General features: G+C 69.4%; 16 protein-coding genes and 1 pseudogene. 8 read left to right on the top strand and 9 right to left on the bottom strand.

The window, feature by feature from the left end; all coding sequences use genetic code 11:
* Nucleotides 1–118: 118 nt before the first annotated feature.
* On the bottom strand, nt 119–571 hold the full coding sequence (locus AB5J53_RS47175) for a flavodoxin family protein (RefSeq protein ID WP_369251771.1): 453 nt from the start codon (nt 569–571) through the stop codon (nt 119–121).
* Between the two features lie 407 nt (nt 572–978).
* Here AB5J53_RS47175 and AB5J53_RS47170 point away from each other — a divergent pair, with 407 nt between their 5' ends.
* From AB5J53_RS47170 to AB5J53_RS47160, 3 genes and pseudogenes are all read left to right on the top strand, one after another.
* Entirely contained in the window at nt 979–1,713 is a 735-nt protein-coding gene (locus AB5J53_RS47170; protein WP_369251769.1) for a DUF899 domain-containing protein, read from the top strand.
* 4 nt (nt 1,714–1,717) lie between these two features.
* Nucleotides 1,718–1,919 (top strand): annotated as a pseudogene (locus tag AB5J53_RS47165) (WYL domain-containing protein); the annotation flags it as partial.
* A 430-nt stretch (nt 1,920–2,349) separates the two neighbouring features.
* Nucleotides 2,350–3,558: a carbohydrate-binding protein gene (locus AB5J53_RS47160; RefSeq protein WP_369251767.1), complete on the top strand. Its 1,209-nt coding sequence runs from the start codon at nt 2,350–2,352 to the stop codon at nt 3,556–3,558.
* Nucleotides 3,559–3,619: 61 nt separating this feature from the next.
* Here AB5J53_RS47160 and AB5J53_RS47155 read toward each other — a convergent pair whose 3' ends face one another.
* The 6 genes from AB5J53_RS47155 to AB5J53_RS47130 form a co-directional block, all read right to left on the bottom strand.
* Nucleotides 3,620–3,892: a DUF6510 family protein gene (locus AB5J53_RS47155; RefSeq protein ID WP_369251765.1), complete on the bottom strand. Its 273-nt coding sequence runs from the start codon at nt 3,890–3,892 to the stop codon at nt 3,620–3,622.
* A 31-nt stretch (nt 3,893–3,923) separates the two neighbouring features.
* Nucleotides 3,924–4,634, bottom strand: coding sequence for a ferredoxin reductase (locus AB5J53_RS47150; RefSeq protein WP_369251763.1), 711 nt, complete (start codon nt 4,632–4,634; stop codon nt 3,924–3,926).
* A gap of 2 nt (nt 4,635–4,636) precedes the next feature.
* Nucleotides 4,637–5,236, bottom strand: coding sequence for a sulfite oxidase-like oxidoreductase (locus tag AB5J53_RS47145; protein ID WP_369251761.1), 600 nt, complete (start codon nt 5,234–5,236; stop codon nt 4,637–4,639).
* A 507-nt stretch (nt 5,237–5,743) separates the two neighbouring features.
* Complete coding sequence (locus tag AB5J53_RS47140; protein WP_369251759.1) at nt 5,744–6,199, bottom strand: universal stress protein; 456 nt, start codon at nt 6,197–6,199, stop codon at nt 5,744–5,746.
* Nucleotides 6,200–6,362: 163 nt separating this feature from the next.
* Nucleotides 6,363–6,914: a MarR family winged helix-turn-helix transcriptional regulator gene (locus tag AB5J53_RS47135; protein WP_369251757.1), complete on the bottom strand. Its 552-nt coding sequence runs from the start codon at nt 6,912–6,914 to the stop codon at nt 6,363–6,365.
* Nucleotides 6,911–7,189 carry a carboxypeptidase-like regulatory domain-containing protein gene (locus tag AB5J53_RS47130; RefSeq protein ID WP_369251755.1) on the bottom strand — a complete coding sequence of 93 codons (279 nt, stop codon included), beginning with the start codon at nt 7,187–7,189 and terminating at the stop codon, nt 6,911–6,913. Before AB5J53_RS47130 ends, AB5J53_RS47135 begins: the two co-directional genes overlap by 4 nt.
* A gap of 275 nt (nt 7,190–7,464) precedes the next feature.
* On the opposite strand from AB5J53_RS47130, the gene AB5J53_RS47125 reads away from it, so the two are divergent.
* A complete protein-coding gene (locus tag AB5J53_RS47125) occupies nt 7,465–7,830 on the top strand; it encodes a hypothetical protein (RefSeq protein WP_369251753.1) in 366 nt (121 codons plus the stop codon).
* On the opposite strand, the gene AB5J53_RS47120 is transcribed toward AB5J53_RS47125, so the two are convergent.
* Complete coding sequence (locus AB5J53_RS47120) at nt 7,820–9,364, bottom strand: glycoside hydrolase family 32 protein (RefSeq protein WP_369251751.1); 1,545 nt, start codon at nt 9,362–9,364, stop codon at nt 7,820–7,822. The two genes, AB5J53_RS47125 and AB5J53_RS47120, sit on opposite strands and share 11 nt — an antisense overlap.
* A gap of 168 nt (nt 9,365–9,532) precedes the next feature.
* Here AB5J53_RS47120 and AB5J53_RS47115 point away from each other — a divergent pair, with 168 nt between their 5' ends.
* Genes AB5J53_RS47115 through AB5J53_RS47100 form a run of 4 tightly spaced genes read left to right on the top strand, consistent with a single transcriptional unit; the run spans nt 9,533 to nt 14,143 of the window.
* Nucleotides 9,533–10,942: an extracellular solute-binding protein gene (locus tag AB5J53_RS47115; protein WP_369251749.1), complete on the top strand. Its 1,410-nt coding sequence runs from the start codon at nt 9,533–9,535 to the stop codon at nt 10,940–10,942.
* Nucleotides 10,939–11,889 (top strand): carbohydrate ABC transporter permease, encoded by a 951-nt coding sequence (locus tag AB5J53_RS47110; RefSeq protein WP_369251747.1) that lies wholly within the window; start codon nt 10,939–10,941, stop codon nt 11,887–11,889. The genes AB5J53_RS47115 and AB5J53_RS47110 overlap by 4 nt, the downstream gene beginning before the upstream one ends.
* 14 nt (nt 11,890–11,903) lie before the next feature.
* Nucleotides 11,904–12,758: a carbohydrate ABC transporter permease gene (locus AB5J53_RS47105; protein WP_369251745.1), complete on the top strand. Its 855-nt coding sequence runs from the start codon at nt 11,904–11,906 to the stop codon at nt 12,756–12,758.
* The gene (locus tag AB5J53_RS47100) at nt 12,755–14,143 is read left to right on the top strand and encodes a glycoside hydrolase family 32 protein (protein ID WP_369251743.1); all 1,389 of its coding nucleotides are present in this window, start codon (nt 12,755–12,757) and stop codon (nt 14,141–14,143) included. Before AB5J53_RS47105 ends, AB5J53_RS47100 begins: the two co-directional genes overlap by 4 nt.
* On the opposite strand, the gene AB5J53_RS47095 is transcribed toward AB5J53_RS47100, so the two are convergent.
* Nucleotides 14,106–15,170, bottom strand: coding sequence for a LacI family DNA-binding transcriptional regulator (locus tag AB5J53_RS47095; RefSeq protein ID WP_369252913.1), 1,065 nt, complete (start codon nt 15,168–15,170; stop codon nt 14,106–14,108). The two genes, AB5J53_RS47100 and AB5J53_RS47095, sit on opposite strands and share 38 nt — an antisense overlap.
* Nucleotides 15,171–15,337: the final 167 nt, after the last annotated feature.

Genomic DNA, 15,337 nt, shown 5'->3' with positions numbered 1-15,337 from the left:
CGTGAACCTCTTCACCGACAGCGCGAACGCCCACCATGGCGAAGCCTTACAACTTCTGAGGGAGCTCGTACCGCGTAAGGTCATGGGCTGACCGGGCTCGTGCGCCGCTGCGGTCGGATCAGCCCATCATTTGGGCGGCGAGCGTCGCTCCCAATTCCCAGCACGCCTCGACGTCGGCCTTGCCGGGCTCACCCGTCACCTTCACAGCCTCGGCCGCGCGCCGCCAGCCGAGGCCCGTCGTGATCGACTCAATGCCGCGCACCGCGCCCGTGACGTCGTTCCCGCCGTGCACGTAGTAGCCGAAGGGCCGGCCGCGCGTCTCGTCCAAGCAGGGGTAGTAGATCTGGTCGAAGAAGTGCTTGAGGGCTCCTGACATATAGCCGAGGTTCGCCGGAGTGCCGAGCAGATATCCATCGGCGGCGAGTACATCCGACGCGGTGGCTGACAGCGCCGCCCGCCGCACGACCTGGACGTTCTCGATCTCCGGTGCCGTCGCGCCGGAGACGGCGGCTTCGAACATCGCCTGACAGTTGGGCGAGGGTGTGTGATGCACGATCAGCAAAGTGGGCACACCCCGAACCCTGCCGTGGCGCCCCTGTGTGCCGCAACCGGCGTTGTCCGTTGTGAGAGGCCGTGTAAGGCGCGGCCGAGCGATGTCACTGGCGACTGCGAGGATCTGCACTCCACCGAGGCGATCATTGAGGTCACCAGCCTGCTAGCGCCCGGCGACAGCCACCGCTGAATGCGGATGGGGGATCCTCTGCCGGCATCCGGCCTCGGGGACAACGGAAACCATTGGCGCCAGGGGAATGATCTTGTAGGGCTGAGGGCCCTTGGCTCGTCTCGAAGGCCCGCCGCCGCGCGCGTACGGTGGACGTATAGCCGGACGGGTACGCCTGTGCAGGCACTGCAGGCAGATGCTGCGGGCGACCGCCCGCCGCGATGCGGTGCTCTGCTCCCACACAGGAGGGAAAGGCCATGCCCGAGCACAGGATCGGCACACAGGAGGAATTCGAGGCGGCCCGCCTGGAGCTGCTCGCGGAGGAGAAGGCACTCACCCGACGCGGCGACGAGCTCGCGCGGAAGCGGCAGGAGCTTCCCTGGGTGCCGGTCGAGAAGGACTACGGCTTCGAGACCTCGGACGGGACCCAGTCGCTCGCGGACCTCTTCGACGGGCGCTCGCAGCTGCTCATCTACCACTTCATGTTCGGCCCGCCGTACGAAGCCGGATGCCCGGTCTGCTCCTCGATCGCGGACACCCTCAGCCCCAACGCGGTCCATCTCAAGGCCCGCGACGTGACACTGATCTGCTCCTCGCGGGCGCCGCTCGACAAGCTTCTCGCCTACAGGGAGCGGATGGGCTGGAGCTTCGACTGGGTCTCCACCGCCGGCAGCGACTTCCACCGCGACCTCGGCTTTCTGCACACCGAGGAGGAGCTGAGGCCGTTCCTCGAGGGCGAGATGCCGCCGGCCGTGAGTCAGAACGCGGAGGCGTGCGGCACGGACGTGCTCGGGTACGTCACCGAGGGGCCCGGGCTGAGCGCCTACGCGCTCTCCGACGGCACCGTCTACCGGACATACGTCACCACCGCTCGCGGGCTTGAGCCTGCCATGGCCTACTACGGTCTCCTCGACCGGACGCCGCTGGGCCGCCACGAGGACGGCGAGGAGATCTTCTGGCTGCGCCGCCACGACGAGTACGCGACGCACTGATCATCTGGCCGCCTGCATGACCGGCAGGTTCCGGGGCTCCGACGGCTCCGGCGACTGGCTCTGCCCGCCGGCGCCCTGTACCGCTACACCCGCGACGGAGTAGTCGAGGAACTCGGCCCGAACCGCTGCCGGCTGGTCCTGGCTCTTGGTCATGGCCCGGCCTGGCCGTCACCATCGACAAGTACGACGCCGACATCGAGGTCGTCGCCTTCACGCACGTGGCCCGCCGCTACGCGGCTGGTAGTGCGTCTGCCGGTGGCGTCCGATGCGAGGCTTTCAGGAGAGACGTATCGGTGAGTGGGAGACTGGTCGGTTTCCTGTGCGGCCGTGTCTGCTGCCAGGCGGCGAAGTCCCTGTTCCGAGGAGCTGTCGGGATCCGCGATCCAGATGACGACGTGTGGTCGGGGACGGTGGAGCTGGTCAGAGTGTCCCTGACTCGCTGAGCCGGCGGCCGTTCTGCCGGATCGCGCCGACCTCTCTGGCGGCGCAACCGGCCACCCTGGGCAAGCTCGCGCAGTCAAGGTAAAGGAAACGTCTGGTCTAGTCCAAAGACCTGTCTGGTCTAGTCCAACTTATTGACGTGATCGCGACAGCCCCCAGAAGCTGGGGCCACTCCCCCACTCCCCTGGAGGCACAGTGAGACGTCTTCGCGCATGTCTGAGCGCGGCCGCCGCCGTAAGCCTGGCCGCAGTCGGCACGACCGCCCTGGTCGCGGGCCATGCCTCGGGCGCGACCACCGCGCTCAGCAATCGCTGGTACGCCGCCGCTCCCTACCTGATGCCACTGGACAACGACCCGCCGGACCCGGCGGCCATCATGGACGCAACCGGCCTCAAGGCATTCCAGCTGGCGTTCATCCTCGCCCCCAACGGCGGTGGCTGCTCCCCCACTTGGGGCGGCACGGCCGCCGTCTCCTCGGACACCGCCGTGCAGTCGGTCATCAACACCATCCGCTCCAAGGGCGGCGATGTCTCCGTCTCGATCGGCGGGTACGGCGGCACCAAGCTCGGGCAGGCCTGCTCGGACGCGGCCGCCACCGCCGCGGCGTACCAGCAGGTCATCACCAAGTACGGCCTGCACGCGATCGACTTCGATCTGGAGGAGCCGGAGTACGAGAACACGGCGGCCATCAAGAACGAGATCGGCGCTGCCAAGATCCTCCAGCAGAACAACCCCGGCCTCTACGTCTCCGTCACCACGGCCGGCACGGCGGACGGCACCGGCTGGTTCGGCAAGCAGATGCTCCTGGAGGCGAAGTCACAGGGGTTCACGCCCAACAACTTCTCCATCATGCCGTTCGACGGCGGCTTCAACGGCGCGGCCTCACAGACCAGCGCGCTCACCAACTTCAACACGATCCTCCAGTCCACCTTCGGCTGGGACCAGGCGACCGCCTACGCCCACGAGGGCTTCTCAGGGATGAACGGACGCAGCGACACCGGCGAGTTCTTCTCACAGGCCGACTTCCAGACGGTGCTGGACTACGCCACCAGCCACAACATGGACCGCTTCACCTTCTGGTCCCTCAACCGCGACCGCCAGTGCACTCCCGCCGACAACGGCGGCCGCACGTCGGGCACGTGCTCCAGCGTGGCGCAGAACTCCTGGGACTTCGCGAAGTACTCGGTGAAGTTCGCCGGAGCCACCCCGCCCACCAGCACCCCCACCCCTACCCCGACCCCTCCGAGCACCGCGTGCAAGACCGCCTGGAGCTCGACGGCGGTCTATACCGCCGGCAACGAGGTCTCGTACAACAAGCACAACTGGAAGGCCAAGTGGTGGACCCAGAACGAGGTGCCGAGCGCCTCGGAGTGGGGGCCATGGCAGGACGAGGGGACCTGCTGACGCACGAGAAGATGTCGCGGCGGACACGACGACGCCAGTTCGTGTCCGCCGCGAACGTCACCTAGGTGATGGAGAAGCGGAACGCGCCGGTGCCGCTCCCCATCGTCAGCCAGATGTGCTCCCCCTCCCTGACCAGCCTGAGGGCGACATACGCGCATCCTGGGCACCGAGCGGTCAGACCCGGCTCGGGGCCGTAGACGTGCAGTTGGGCAAGTGGGCCCGTCCGGGCGCACTCCGGGCAGCGCCACCAGGCCGTGGTGGGTTCCACGGAGAGGATCTCCGAAAGCGGGCCGGCGAGACAGTTGCCGTCCAGGTGGGTGGAAGCGTCTGTCATGAGGACCTCCCGTGCGGTTCTGGTCGGCGGGTCAGCCGAAGCGTTCGGTGCGGATGGTGGCGGGGTCGCGCCCCAGGTCGACGAGCAGGTCGCTTGCGGTCTCGACGAAGCCGGTGGGTCCGCAGACGTAGACGGGGCTGACCGGCTCCAGTCGGTTCGACCAAGCGTCCAGGTCCTTCGGCGTGAGACGGCCGGGCGGGCGGGTGCTGCCGGGCGGAGCCTGCCGCGTGTACACGATGCGGACGTCGAGGGTGGGATCCCCGTCGGCCAGGTGGTCGTGGTACCAGACGTCGTCGGGGGTGCGCACCGAATACAGCAGATGAAAAGGGCTGCCTGACTCCGCCTGGCGGTGGGCACGGATCATGGCCGCCAGAGGTACGAGTCCGGAGCCGCCCGCCACCAGCAGCACCGGTTCCGTCTGCTCGCTGCGCCAGACGAACCAGTTGCCCAGCGGACCGCGCACTTCCACCTCGGCGCCCGGCGGTAGCTCGTCGGCCAGGTAGGGCGAGACCTCGCCGTCGGGCACGGCTTGGACGCCCAGTTCGATGCGGTCGCCGTCGGCGGGCGCGGCGAGGGAGTAGCTGCGCACCGCCTGGTAGCCGTCGTCGGCGGTGAGCCGCACATCGACGTGCTGGCCGGGCAGGTGGCCGGGCCACCCCGGCACGGTGAAGACCAGGGAGCGGGCGGTGGCGGACTGCGGATGGCGCTCGACGAGCCGGGCCCTGCGCCAGGCGAGGGTCATGGTCAGTCTCCCCAGTTGCGCTGCTCGCGCCACGGGTCGCCGTAATTGTGATACCCGACCGACTCCCAGAAGCCCGGCTCATCCTCCAGTGTGAGCTGCAGTCCGCTCACCCACTTGGCCGATTTCCAGAAGTACAGGTGCGGCACGAGCAGCCTGGCCGGGCCGCCGTGCTCCGGAGAGAGGGGGTAGCCGTCGTAGGTGTGGGCGATCCAGGCCTTGCCATCGAGGAGGTCCTCCAGCGGCACGTTCGTGGTGTAACCGCCGTGACTGTGGACCACTGCGTACTCCGCGGCCGTCTCGACATCCTCGAAGAAGGCGTCCAGCGAGACACCGCGCCACTCGGTGTCGAATTTGGACCAGCGGGTCACGCAATGGATGTCTGTCACCGTGTCCTGCTGCGGAAGGGCCATCATCTCCTCCCACGTCCATTGGTGCGCGCGTCCCTCTTCCGTGGTCACTGTGAAGGCCCACGTCTCGGTGGGGACGCGTGGAGTAGGGCCCGCCGACAGCACGGGAAACTGCTCCGTGGGGTACTGGCCGGGAGGCAGACGGTCCGCCAGCGAACGGGCACGCCCGCGGAAACCGGGTGAGAAGGAGCTCATGGCGTCATCTCCTGGACTTGCGGGAAGTCAAGAACCGGCAGCGGCTGTCGCCTGTGTGTCCGGTCGCGGGTGTGAGTGATGGCAGAGCCTGCTGATGCCGAGCAGGTCATTCTGCGCCTGGTACTAAGATCCACCAGCCAGTGTCGGAGCGGGGCGGCTGCTCGTCCAGTCAGAGCCTTCTTCTCTCCCGCCTCGCTTCCGCAGGCGATGTGTGGAGCGCCTCGTTCCGTGTGCCGGTTCTCGCTGCTCACCGTCACCTCCCGGCTTCGGATCGTTCGGCGCTGCTCGGCCCGTGCCGAGCGGGCAACGTGTGCAGCGGCACCATCGGTGCCGCCCCCACAGGCGATGCGTCGCTGCGTAAGGCGCGGCGCGGAACCAGCCACCGGAACGTCAGTGCCGGTTTCTCGGCGGAGGCCAACATCACTACAGGTATCCCGGCTCGCCAGTGGCGATGTGGGCGGGCAGCGGGTGACATTTAGCGAACGGAACACCGGTCCCTCGAAACGGTTACGGAACTACGGTGACCGGCCACCGAGCCGCCTTGACCAAGCGCACGGCGAGCGAGCCGATGAAGCGATGACCCGCGTGCTCGGAAGCGCCGACGACCACAGCGTCGGCCTTCAACTCGTCGGCCGCCCGCACAAGGCCGCCGAACGCGTCGCCGGCGACGGTGTGGAACTCCCACCGCACCCGGAAGACGTCGCCCAGGAGCTCGGCCCTTTCCCGTACCTGCGAGACGATGTCCTCGGCTATCTGAGAGGTGGTCTCCGCCATCGCCGCGGACAGGCCGGGCGCGAACGCCATCGTGGGCAGGGGCTGGACGTACACGACGGCCAACAGCGACCCCTGCCGTCGGGCAAGGCCCCCGGCATAAGAAGCGGCGCGCCACGACGACTCGGACCCGTCCACGCCGACGACGATCACCTTCGGGCCGTCCGTTCCGTATTCGAACACGGCGCCCACCTCCCAACACCTCAACCGTATGGCCAGGTGCACCCTTCACGGTCGAGGGAGGCGTGGACGACCTCTGGGATCTGGTCGGCCGGCCCGGGTGCGACTGCGACTCATAGGTGGGGTGGGCGAAGTCGTGCTCAGGCAGAAAAAGACGCCTTCGGCACAGTTGGGGTCAGTAAGGCTCGTCACTCCCTGCGCGGTGATGCCGTCGGTGCGCGGCGGGCGTGGCGAGTTCGTGGGTCGGGAGGTCGCCGGGGGCCAATCGCTGAGCCAGCGTGTCCAGTAGGGGCACGGCAGCGGCGAGCGTGTCGAGCTGGTCGTCGGGAAGCGTGGCGATGGTCGTGGCCAGGGCCTGGAGACTCTCGCGGCGGATGCTGTCCAGGACGGCTGTGCCGGTCGGGGTGAGGGCGAGGAGAGAAGCGCGCTGGTCGTGCGGGTCGGGACGGCGGCCCACCAGGTCGGCGGCCACCAGGATGTCGACCAGTCGGGAGGCACTGGGCATGCTGATGCTCATGCCGCGGGCCAGGTCGCCGACCCGTAGGGGGCCGTGTGCGGACAGAACACCCAGGGCGGTCAGACGACTTGGGGTCAGGTCGTGCCGTTCTGCCGGTGCGCGTTGCCCATGGGCCAGACGCAGGACTGCCGTCCGCAGTGGGGCCACGATCTCGTCACGGCCCGAGGGCGGCGCTGACGGTCCGGACACTGCTCGCTGTGACTCGCTCATGACCATGTGCCGTCCAGCTCGAGGTGCAATGTGGCGCCTGGCCGGACGTGCGGGTCCGGCGGGTCCGGCGAGGCTTCGGCCCTGGTTGCCGTGGAGAGGTGGTGGGGCAGGCCGGCCAGCTGGAACCGGCCGTCGTGGCCGGTGGTCGCGTACGCCACCACCGTGCCCCTCGGATCGACGGCTCGTAGCACCGCCCCGGGCAGTGGGCTGTCCGGGCCCGGTCCGCAGACCACGCCGGTGATCTGCCCGTTCGCCCCGGGGGGTGGCGTCCGCACCGGCGGTTCTGCCCTTGCCGCTGGTCGTCATCGCGTACGTGGCCGGGCGGTAACCATGGGCAGTGACGATCAGCGTGTACACATCGAGGGATGCACCCCCGGCAGGCCGGCGTTTGTCGTCGCGCGGCCTGGCCCGAGCAGTGCCGGGGCCGACAAACGGCGGGGCAGATCGTGGGACGCCAGGGACGCCGTCGGCTCTGACAGGGACGACCGCTCGCTCCGGTGCCACGCCGCCGCGTATCGTCCCCAGGATCGGCGCTACGGGTGCGCAATCGGTGCCGCCGACGGCTATCGGCTGGTCGGTGTGCACGTATTTGCCGCCGCGCAGCCAGGAGGCGACGGCGGCGATGAGGCAGGCGGCGATGGCGGGCGCCGACTGGGAACGAGACGGCCCCCGCCCGACCAGCGGAGGCTGCAAGCGAAACGTCCCCGCGATCAAGGCGACCTCACCGACGCCGGACCTCGACTTCGACTTCGCCGGGTCCATGTGGCCCGGCGCTCCTCGCCACCCGGCCGTGGTGCGCGAGGAGCCCAGGAGCTATGTCGTGAGCACCTACCGGGAGATCGTTGACCTGGTGCCGCCACCCGCAGCGCATTCGCCGCGTGCACACGTCGTAGGCGGAGGAGGCCTCACACCGTGAACTCCCGTATCACCGTGTTCCGGAACACTGCCGCACCACCGATCGTGAACAGCGCGAGGCCGGTGTCGACGAGGTAGGGGAACGCCTCCATCGAGTGCACGTACCGGCCGTCGTCGACGAACACCTCGACGGACGTGCGGTCCACGAAGATCCGTAGCTTTACCTTGCGCGCGGACGGGTCGAACGGGGTGTGGCTCTCCTGCCACTTGCCGGAGGTGTCGGGGTTGACGGCGCCGCGCCGATTGACGAACGCGTAGTCGCCGTAGACGCCCGCGTCGATGTGCCGGCTGCCGTCGGCAGAGCGGCGCAACTGCACCCCCGCTCCAGCGAGTTGGTCCCAGCTGATCTCGCAGGTGAGCTCGTAGGCGACGCCGGCGTAGTCCAGCACTCGGCTCCCGTCGACCTTCAGGTCGCCGAGGCGCACCGTGCGCGAGACGTGGTCGTCCAGGGCGGCGATCGGCCGCGAGGCCAGGTAGTACGTGCCGGAACCGGCACGCTCGAGCGTGATCTCGCGGACGATGGAGTCGGTGCCGTTGAAGCCGTCGCAGTCGATCGTGGGCGTGATGTTCGGGTAGTCCCAGTTGTTCAGCCAGCCCATGGCGTACCGGATGCGCGGGTCGACGGAGCCGTCGGCGTGCCGCTTCTCGAAGGTGACGGCTCCGTACCAGTCGAAGCCGTGGTCGAGCCACTGCGGGTCGGCGGCGTCGGCGGTGAAGGCGTTTCCGTCGAAGGAGCCCGTCCAGTACGCGTATGTGTTCGGCAGCCCCGAGCCCTTGCCGTTCGCGCTCACGCCCAGGACCCACGTCGCCGTACCGTCCGCCGCCGTGATGCGGAACAGGTCGGGGCACTCCAGCGTCCCGATCCCCTCCTTGACGAAGCCGCCCGCGTACGTCCACTTCTTGAGGTCCTCGGAGTGGTAGAAGCCGATCTTCGTGCCCTCGGCGAGCGCCATCAACCACCGGTCGCGCTCCTCGTCCCGGATCACCTTGGGATCACGGAAGTCGCGCACGCCTGGGTTGGGCAGGACCGGATCGGTGCCGTGGTTGGTGAAGGTGCGGCCGCCGTCGGTGGAGTAGTACAGGTACTGCGCCTGTGAGGTGGGACCGTCGTCGTGGGACATCGTCGCGATGACGACGACTGCGCCCGCGCCGAAGCCCGCGGTGTTGTCCGCGTCGAGAACCGCGGAGCCCGACCAGACGTCCCCGTTGGGGGTCGTGTCCTTGGGGACAGCGACCCCGCGGTCCCGGAAGGCAACCAGGTCGGTGCTGGTGGCCAGACGCCAGGCGGTGCCGACGGCTCCGGTGAAGTAGTCCGCGTTGTACAGGTAGTAGTAGTGATACTCGCCTTCGATCCAGACCGGTCGCTGCGGATCGTTCTTCCACGCGTCGGGGACCGTGAAGTGGTACTCGGCGCGGTAACTCACGCCGGATCTCGCGCCCTTGGGCCGGGCTGCGGCCGGCGCCGCGGGCAGCGCCACGGCTGCCGCTCCCGCGGCCGACCCGGCGAACAAGGCTCTCCTGGACAACCCACGCATCACGCATCGTTCCTCTCGTGCGAGTCATGGAAACGGCGGCTCATGTGGAACCAGGACTGTAGACCTAACTCGTTAAAGGTCAAGCGTTCGCGACCCTTGACAGGGCCCTGACCCGCTTCACATCATCTGGGGCATCATCCCTGAACTAACACGAGTTAGGCCTGTCCGATGACCGACTCGCACCTCCCCCGCCGCACTCTGTTGCGGTACGGCGCCTACGGCGCGGGTGCCGCCGCCCTGGCCGGCACCGCCGCGAGCTGGGACCGGCTCACCGGAGCCGACATCCCCGGCCGTGACGACGGCTCCCTCGTCGTCGCCACGCTGGGCTCCGCCTTCGACCAGGCCGCCGTCCGCACCCTCAGCGAGGGCTTCCGGAAGCTGCATCCCGACATCAGGCTCCGGATCAACGCGGTGCAGGCCGTCGACTGGTCGGACTTCTTCGCGAAGATCCTCACCCAGATCGCGGCGGGCAGCGCCCCCGACCTGGTCTACGTCGCCACCGAGGGCGTCCAGTTGTTCGCCCAGCGCCTCGGCGTGCCGCTGGACCGCTGGGTGAAGCGGGACGCGGCCGAGCTGCGCGAGTACTTCGCCGATGTCCACCCCTCGCTGGTGGAGTCGATGATGTACGAGGGGAGCCTGTACCAGCTGCCGGTCGAGTTCAACGCGGCCGACATGTATCTCAACAAGCAGGTGCTGAAGCGGGCGGGCGCGGACCTCCCGCCCGCCGACTGGACGCACGACGACTTCACCGCGCTGCTGCGGGACATGAAGCGCTCCAGCGGCTCCCACTTCACGCCGTACTTCTGGACCAACCGGCTGTGGGGCGGCGTGGTGCCCTGGCTGTTCGCGAACGGCACCAACCTGCTCGCCGAGTCCAAGGCGCCCGGCGGCTCCTGGCTCTGGGACACCTTCTACCCGGCCGCCGAGCGACGCGGGCGCGGAGGCGGCTTCCGATGGACCACCCCGCAGGCCACCGGCATTCGCGTGGAGGAGGCGTACGACTACCTCGCCTCCCTCATCCAGGAGGACCTGTGCACCCGCCCCGAGGGCGGCAACGGCAGCAACCTCGTCGGCGTGTTCTCCACCGGCCGGGTCGGCGTCACGCCCGCGGGCGGATTCTGGGCCGGCGGTCTGCATCTGGCGGGCATGAAGCCCACCGGCTACGACGTGCAGTACTTCCCGCGTTGGCGCACCCAGCGCCACCAGTTCGGCGCGGCCGGCTACGCGTTGCTGCGCACGTCCAAGAAGCAGGACGAGGCCTGGCAGTTCATCAAGTACGCCGCCCGCAAGGACACCCTGACCCAGCTCTTCCAGGGCAACCAGACCACCCCGGCGCGCCGTTCGATGCTGACCGGTGCCCGCTACCAGGAGACCGGCCCGGCGCACTGGCAGGTCTTCTACGACACCCTCGACAAGTTCCCCGACACCGGGCCCATCCCCGCGCCGCCACAGGTCGCCGAGGTCGAGCAGGTGCTTCTCAAGCACACCGGTACCGCCCTGGCCTCCCCGCGGACGGTGCGTCCCGCGCTGCGCCGGATGCAGGACGACCTGGAGAAGGCCATGGAGCGTGACGTATGACGAACACCCGGATCCCGGCCGTACGGCCACGCCCCGCGGCACCTGCCGCCGTCGCGCCACGGCCCTCCGCGCGCGACCGCGGCACCCGGCTGCTGGCCGCGCTGTTCCTGGCGCCGACGATCGTCGGCATCGTCGTCTTCACGGTCGTCCCGATCGCCGGTTCGGTCGTCCTCAGCCTCTTCCACTGGAACGTGATCGACTCACCGAGCTTCGCCGGGGCCGCCAACTACCGTGAGGTGCTGGGCGATTCGACCGTGCTGGTCTCCTTCCGCAACACCCTGGTGTTCATGGTGTTCGCGGTGGCACTGCAGTTGCTGATCGCCCTGGTGCTGGCCCTGGCCGTCAACGGGCGAATGCCGGTGTGGCTGCGGTCGGTGTTCCGCTCGGCGTTCTTCTTCCCGCTGGTGCTGTCCGCGGCGTCCATCTCAGTGGTGATGAAGTACCTGTTCAACCAGGACTTCGGGGTCGTGAACTGGCTGCTCGGTCTCATCGGGATCGCCCCGGTGCCGTGGTTGACGTCGGAGAACTCGGCGATGGCCGCCGTCATCCTCGTCTACGTCTGGCAGCAGTTCGGCTTCTCCTTCCTGCTGTTCGTCGGAGGCCTGAACAACATCCCCAAGGAAATCCACGAGGCCGCCGCCCTGGACGGCGCGACCGGCCTGCGCAAACACCTCACCGTCACACTGCCCCTGCTGTCGCCCACGCTGCTGGTCGCGTCGGTCGTCGGCATCATCAACGCGCTCCAGGTCTTCGAGCAGCCGTACGTCCTCACGAACGGCGGGCCCGGCGACTCCACCAGGACCGTCGTGATGGTCATCTACGAGAACGCCTTCGAGCAGCTTCGGTTCGGCGAGGCGTCCGCGGTGGGCGTGCTGCTGTTCGTGCTGATCATGGCGGTCACCGCCCTCCAGTTCCGGCTCAGCCGGCGTTTCGTCCACTACCAGTGAGCCGGGTGAGTCCCATGAGCCAAGCAACGCTGTCCTTGAGCCGTACGCGGCACTCACTCGCGCCCTGGGCACGGATCGCCGGGCTGACCGTGTGCGCCCTGCTGACGCTCGGGCCGGTCATCTGGACCGTTTCCACCTCGCTGCGCACCCCGGCCGAATCCTTCGACCTGCCGCCGAGGATCATCCCGACGCATCCCACCACCGAGGCGTACCACGGGGTCTTCGACCAGATCGACGTATGGCTGCTCGCCCTCAACTCCACCCTCGTGACCGCGCTGATCGCCGTGGGCCAGATGATCACGGCGGGGCTGGCCGGATACGCCTTCGCACGCCTCGAATTCCGTTTCAAGAAGCCGCTGTTCGGGCTCGTGCTGGCGACCATGATGGTGCCGCTGCAGGTCACCATCGTGCCGGTGTTCCTGGTCCTGAAGTCGATGGGTCTCACGGACACCCTGCTCGGCCTGATCGTCCCGGCCTTCCCGACCGCGTTCGGCACCTTCCTGATGCGCCAGTACTTCCTCGGCATGCCGAAGGACCTGGGCGAAGCGGCCATGCTCGACGGCGCCGGGCCCTGGCGGATCTTCCGGTCCGTATACGCGCCGCTTGCCGCACCCGGCCTCGCCATCGTCGGTGTGCTGGCCTTCAACTACCACTGGAACGAGTTCTTCCGGCCACTGATCCTCGAGACGTCCAGCCAGAACTACACACTGCCGCTGGGCCTGGTCTCCCTCCAGGGCAACCTCGGCACCGGTTCCATCTCGGTGGTCCTCGCTGGTGTCGTCCTCTCCATGATCCCCGCCGTCGCGGTGTTCGTCGTCGGCCAGCGCCCTCTCCGCGAGGGCATCACCTCCGCAGGAGTCAACCGTTGAACCACGACCCCCATGCGCCTCGCTTCCGGGTCCGTCCGCCCGCCAACTGGATCAACGACCCGAACGGGCCCTTCCGTTGGCGCGGCCGCCACCACCTCTTCTACCAGCACAACCCGGACGCACCGTTGCACGCGAACATCCACTGGGGCCACGTCTCCAGCCCCGACCTCGCCCACTGGGACCACCACCGGGTCGCACTCACCCCGACGCCCGGCGGCCCGGACGAGGCGGGCTGCTGGTCCGGGTGCGTGGTCGACGACGGGGGTGTGCCGACCGCCGTGTACACGGGCGTCGACCGCCACCACACCGGCCTCGGCACGATCTGCCTGGCGCGGGCGGCGGACCCCGACGACGCCACGCTCACCGAGTGGAAGCCGCTGCCCACGCCGGTGGTGACCGGCCCGCCGCCCGGTACGGACGTGGTGATGTTCCGCGACCCGTTCGTCTTCTTGAGCGGCGGCCGGCGCTGGGCGCTCGTGGGGGCAGGACACGCCGACGGTACGCCGTCGGTGCTGCTGTACGACTGCGACGACTTGGCCGACTGGCGATTCGCGCGGGTCCTGGCCGACGGCAACGACCCTGTCGCGGCCGCGGCGTTCGGCGACAAGCCGGTCGGCTGGGAGTGCCCGCAGATGTACGCGACGGCGAGCGGGGAATGGGCGCTGGTGGTGTCACTGTGGGACGGAGATCCGTGCGCCACGGGCTACCTGACGGGACGTCTGCAGCCATACGGCGAGGGAGAGTTGCGTTTCGACGCGCGGGCCGGCGGCCTCCTCGACCACGGCCGGGACTTCTACGCGCCCGCCGTGCTCCAGGAGGCGGACCGGGCCCTGCTGTGGGGCTGGTCCTGGGAGGCACGGGAACAGAGCGAGGCCGTGCGCGCCGGATGGGCCGGCGTCCTGACAGCGCCCCGGGTGGTGGACGTACACCCGGACGGGGCGCTGCGGGTCGCCCCGGCCCAGGAGCTCGAACTGCTGCGCGCCGCCGAGCCGTTCGTCACCGCACCGGGCCGGGCCGCGCTCCCGGAGGCGTACGACCTGAATGTCACCGCTCGCGCCCGGACCACCGTAAGTCTGCTGCGGTCCGCCGCCGGCCAGGAGCTGACTGTCCTCCTGGACCCGGAGGCGGGCACCGTGACGCTGGACCGTGGCGGCTGGCCCCGGACGGGGGCCGAGGCGGCCCCGTCGATCGAGGTACGGGTGCCACCCGGGGACGAGCTCCGGTTGCGGGTCCTCGTCGACGGCTCCCTGTACGAGTTGTTCGTCGACGACCGGGCCACGATCACCGAGCGGGTCTACCGGCGCCCCGACGACGTACTGGAGCTCGTCGTGACGGGATCGGCGGCCGTCATGGGGTGGGAGCAGGTCCCACCGACGCGCGGCTGATCACGGGGCATGCGATGCGCCGCGTGGCGGTGGGGGGCGTCCGGCCGGTGTCGATGGCGTCGAGGAGCAGCCGTGCGGCGGCCTCGCCCATCGCGCGGTGCGGCAGCGCGACCGTGGTGAGGGGCGGCGCGAGAAAGGCTGCCATGTGCTCCTGATCGTCGTAGCCCACCACCGAGAGGTCGTCGGGAACGGCGATCCCGAGCCGGGTCGCGGCGTGCAGGACACCCGCCGCGACCCGGTCGTTGTAGCAGAAGATTCCGGTGGGGCGCCGGTCGACGGCGGCCCCCTCGAGCAGCCGCGCCGCGCCCTCGTAGCCGCTGGAGATCTCGCCTCCGGTCCGTACGACCCATTCCTTGGGGACGGTGATCCCTTCCGCCCGCAGCGCGTCCCGGAAGCCGCGCAGGCGCTCGACCGACGCGATGTCGTCCAGACCGCCGACCAGAGCGATCCTTTGGTGTCCCTGGTCGAGGAGCAGGCGGGCAGCCGTACGGCCTCCGGCGCGTTCGGCGGGGATGACGGCGGGCAGGGAGTTGTCCTCGGGCAGGCAGTTGGCGAGGACGGAGTGGGTGCGGTGGAGTCCCTCGGGGACGCGGACGCGCCGCAGGGACATGGCCGCGTAGATGATGCCGTCCACGCGGCGGTCGAGGAGTTCGGCGACCGCCGCGTCCTCCTTGGCCGGGTCGCCGCCGGAGTCGACGGTCAGGATCAGGTGCTCGCTGTCCCACGCGGTCTCCATGGCGCCGCGCAGCAGCCGGCCCGCGAAGGGCGAAGAGGCGATCTCGTCGGTGATCAGGCCGATCACGGCGGTACGACGGCGGCGCAGGCCGCGGGCAACGGGGTCGGGGCGGTAGCCGAGCTGGGCCGCGGCCTGGCGGATGCGTTCCTGGGTGGCGAGCGAGAGGTTGCCCTCGGCGCGGCCGTTGAACACGAAGGAGACCGCGGTGTGCGACACACCGGCGAGCCGGGCGACGTCCCGGGACGTGGGACGCCCGGTACCCGTCATGCGCCTGTCCTCGGTGCTGCCCATGCCGTCCGCTGCCCTCATCCCCCCACCGCCCGCTTGATCACTCCCCACCCTATCGGCGACCAGGACGGCGGCGGTGTCCGCGTGGACATCCGGGCGCGGGCGAAGCGGGCTCGCCTACCGGGTGCACGGCGCAGTCAATGGGAACGGCCACACCGCCGCGGAGAAGA

The organism is Streptomyces sp. R41 (genome assembly GCF_041053055.1).
In the GTDB taxonomy this organism is placed as follows: domain Bacteria; phylum Actinomycetota; class Actinomycetes; order Streptomycetales; family Streptomycetaceae; genus Streptomyces.
Note: the sequence above shows the minus strand (reverse complement) of the source record. Positions and strands in the feature narration are given on the sequence as shown.

What these genes read in the sequence shown, in the direction of transcription:
- AB5J53_RS47155 (WP_369251765.1), bottom strand. Translation starts at nt 3,892, where the DNA reads ATGACAGACGCTTCCACCCACCTGGACGGCAACTGTCTCGCCGGCCCG.
- AB5J53_RS47110 (WP_369251747.1), top strand. Translation starts at nt 10,939, where the DNA reads ATGACGAACACCCGGATCCCGGCCGTACGGCCACGCCCCGCGGCACCT.
- AB5J53_RS47120 (WP_369251751.1), bottom strand. Translation starts at nt 9,364, where the DNA reads ATGCGTGGGTTGTCCAGGAGAGCCTTGTTCGCCGGGTCGGCCGCGGGA.
- AB5J53_RS47115 (WP_369251749.1), top strand. Translation starts at nt 9,533, where the DNA reads ATGACCGACTCGCACCTCCCCCGCCGCACTCTGTTGCGGTACGGCGCC.
- AB5J53_RS47145 (WP_369251761.1), bottom strand. Translation starts at nt 5,236, where the DNA reads ATGAGCTCCTTCTCACCCGGTTTCCGCGGGCGTGCCCGTTCGCTGGCG.
- AB5J53_RS47135 (WP_369251757.1), bottom strand. Translation starts at nt 6,914, where the DNA reads ATGAGCGAGTCACAGCGAGCAGTGTCCGGACCGTCAGCGCCGCCCTCG.
- AB5J53_RS47095 (WP_369252913.1), bottom strand. Translation starts at nt 15,170, where the DNA reads ATGGGCAGCACCGAGGACAGGCGCATGACGGGTACCGGGCGTCCCACG.
- AB5J53_RS47150 (WP_369251763.1), bottom strand. Translation starts at nt 4,634, where the DNA reads ATGACCCTCGCCTGGCGCAGGGCCCGGCTCGTCGAGCGCCATCCGCAG.
- AB5J53_RS47170 (WP_369251769.1), top strand. Translation starts at nt 979, where the DNA reads ATGCCCGAGCACAGGATCGGCACACAGGAGGAATTCGAGGCGGCCCGC.
- AB5J53_RS47105 (WP_369251745.1), top strand. Translation starts at nt 11,904, where the DNA reads ATGAGCCAAGCAACGCTGTCCTTGAGCCGTACGCGGCACTCACTCGCG.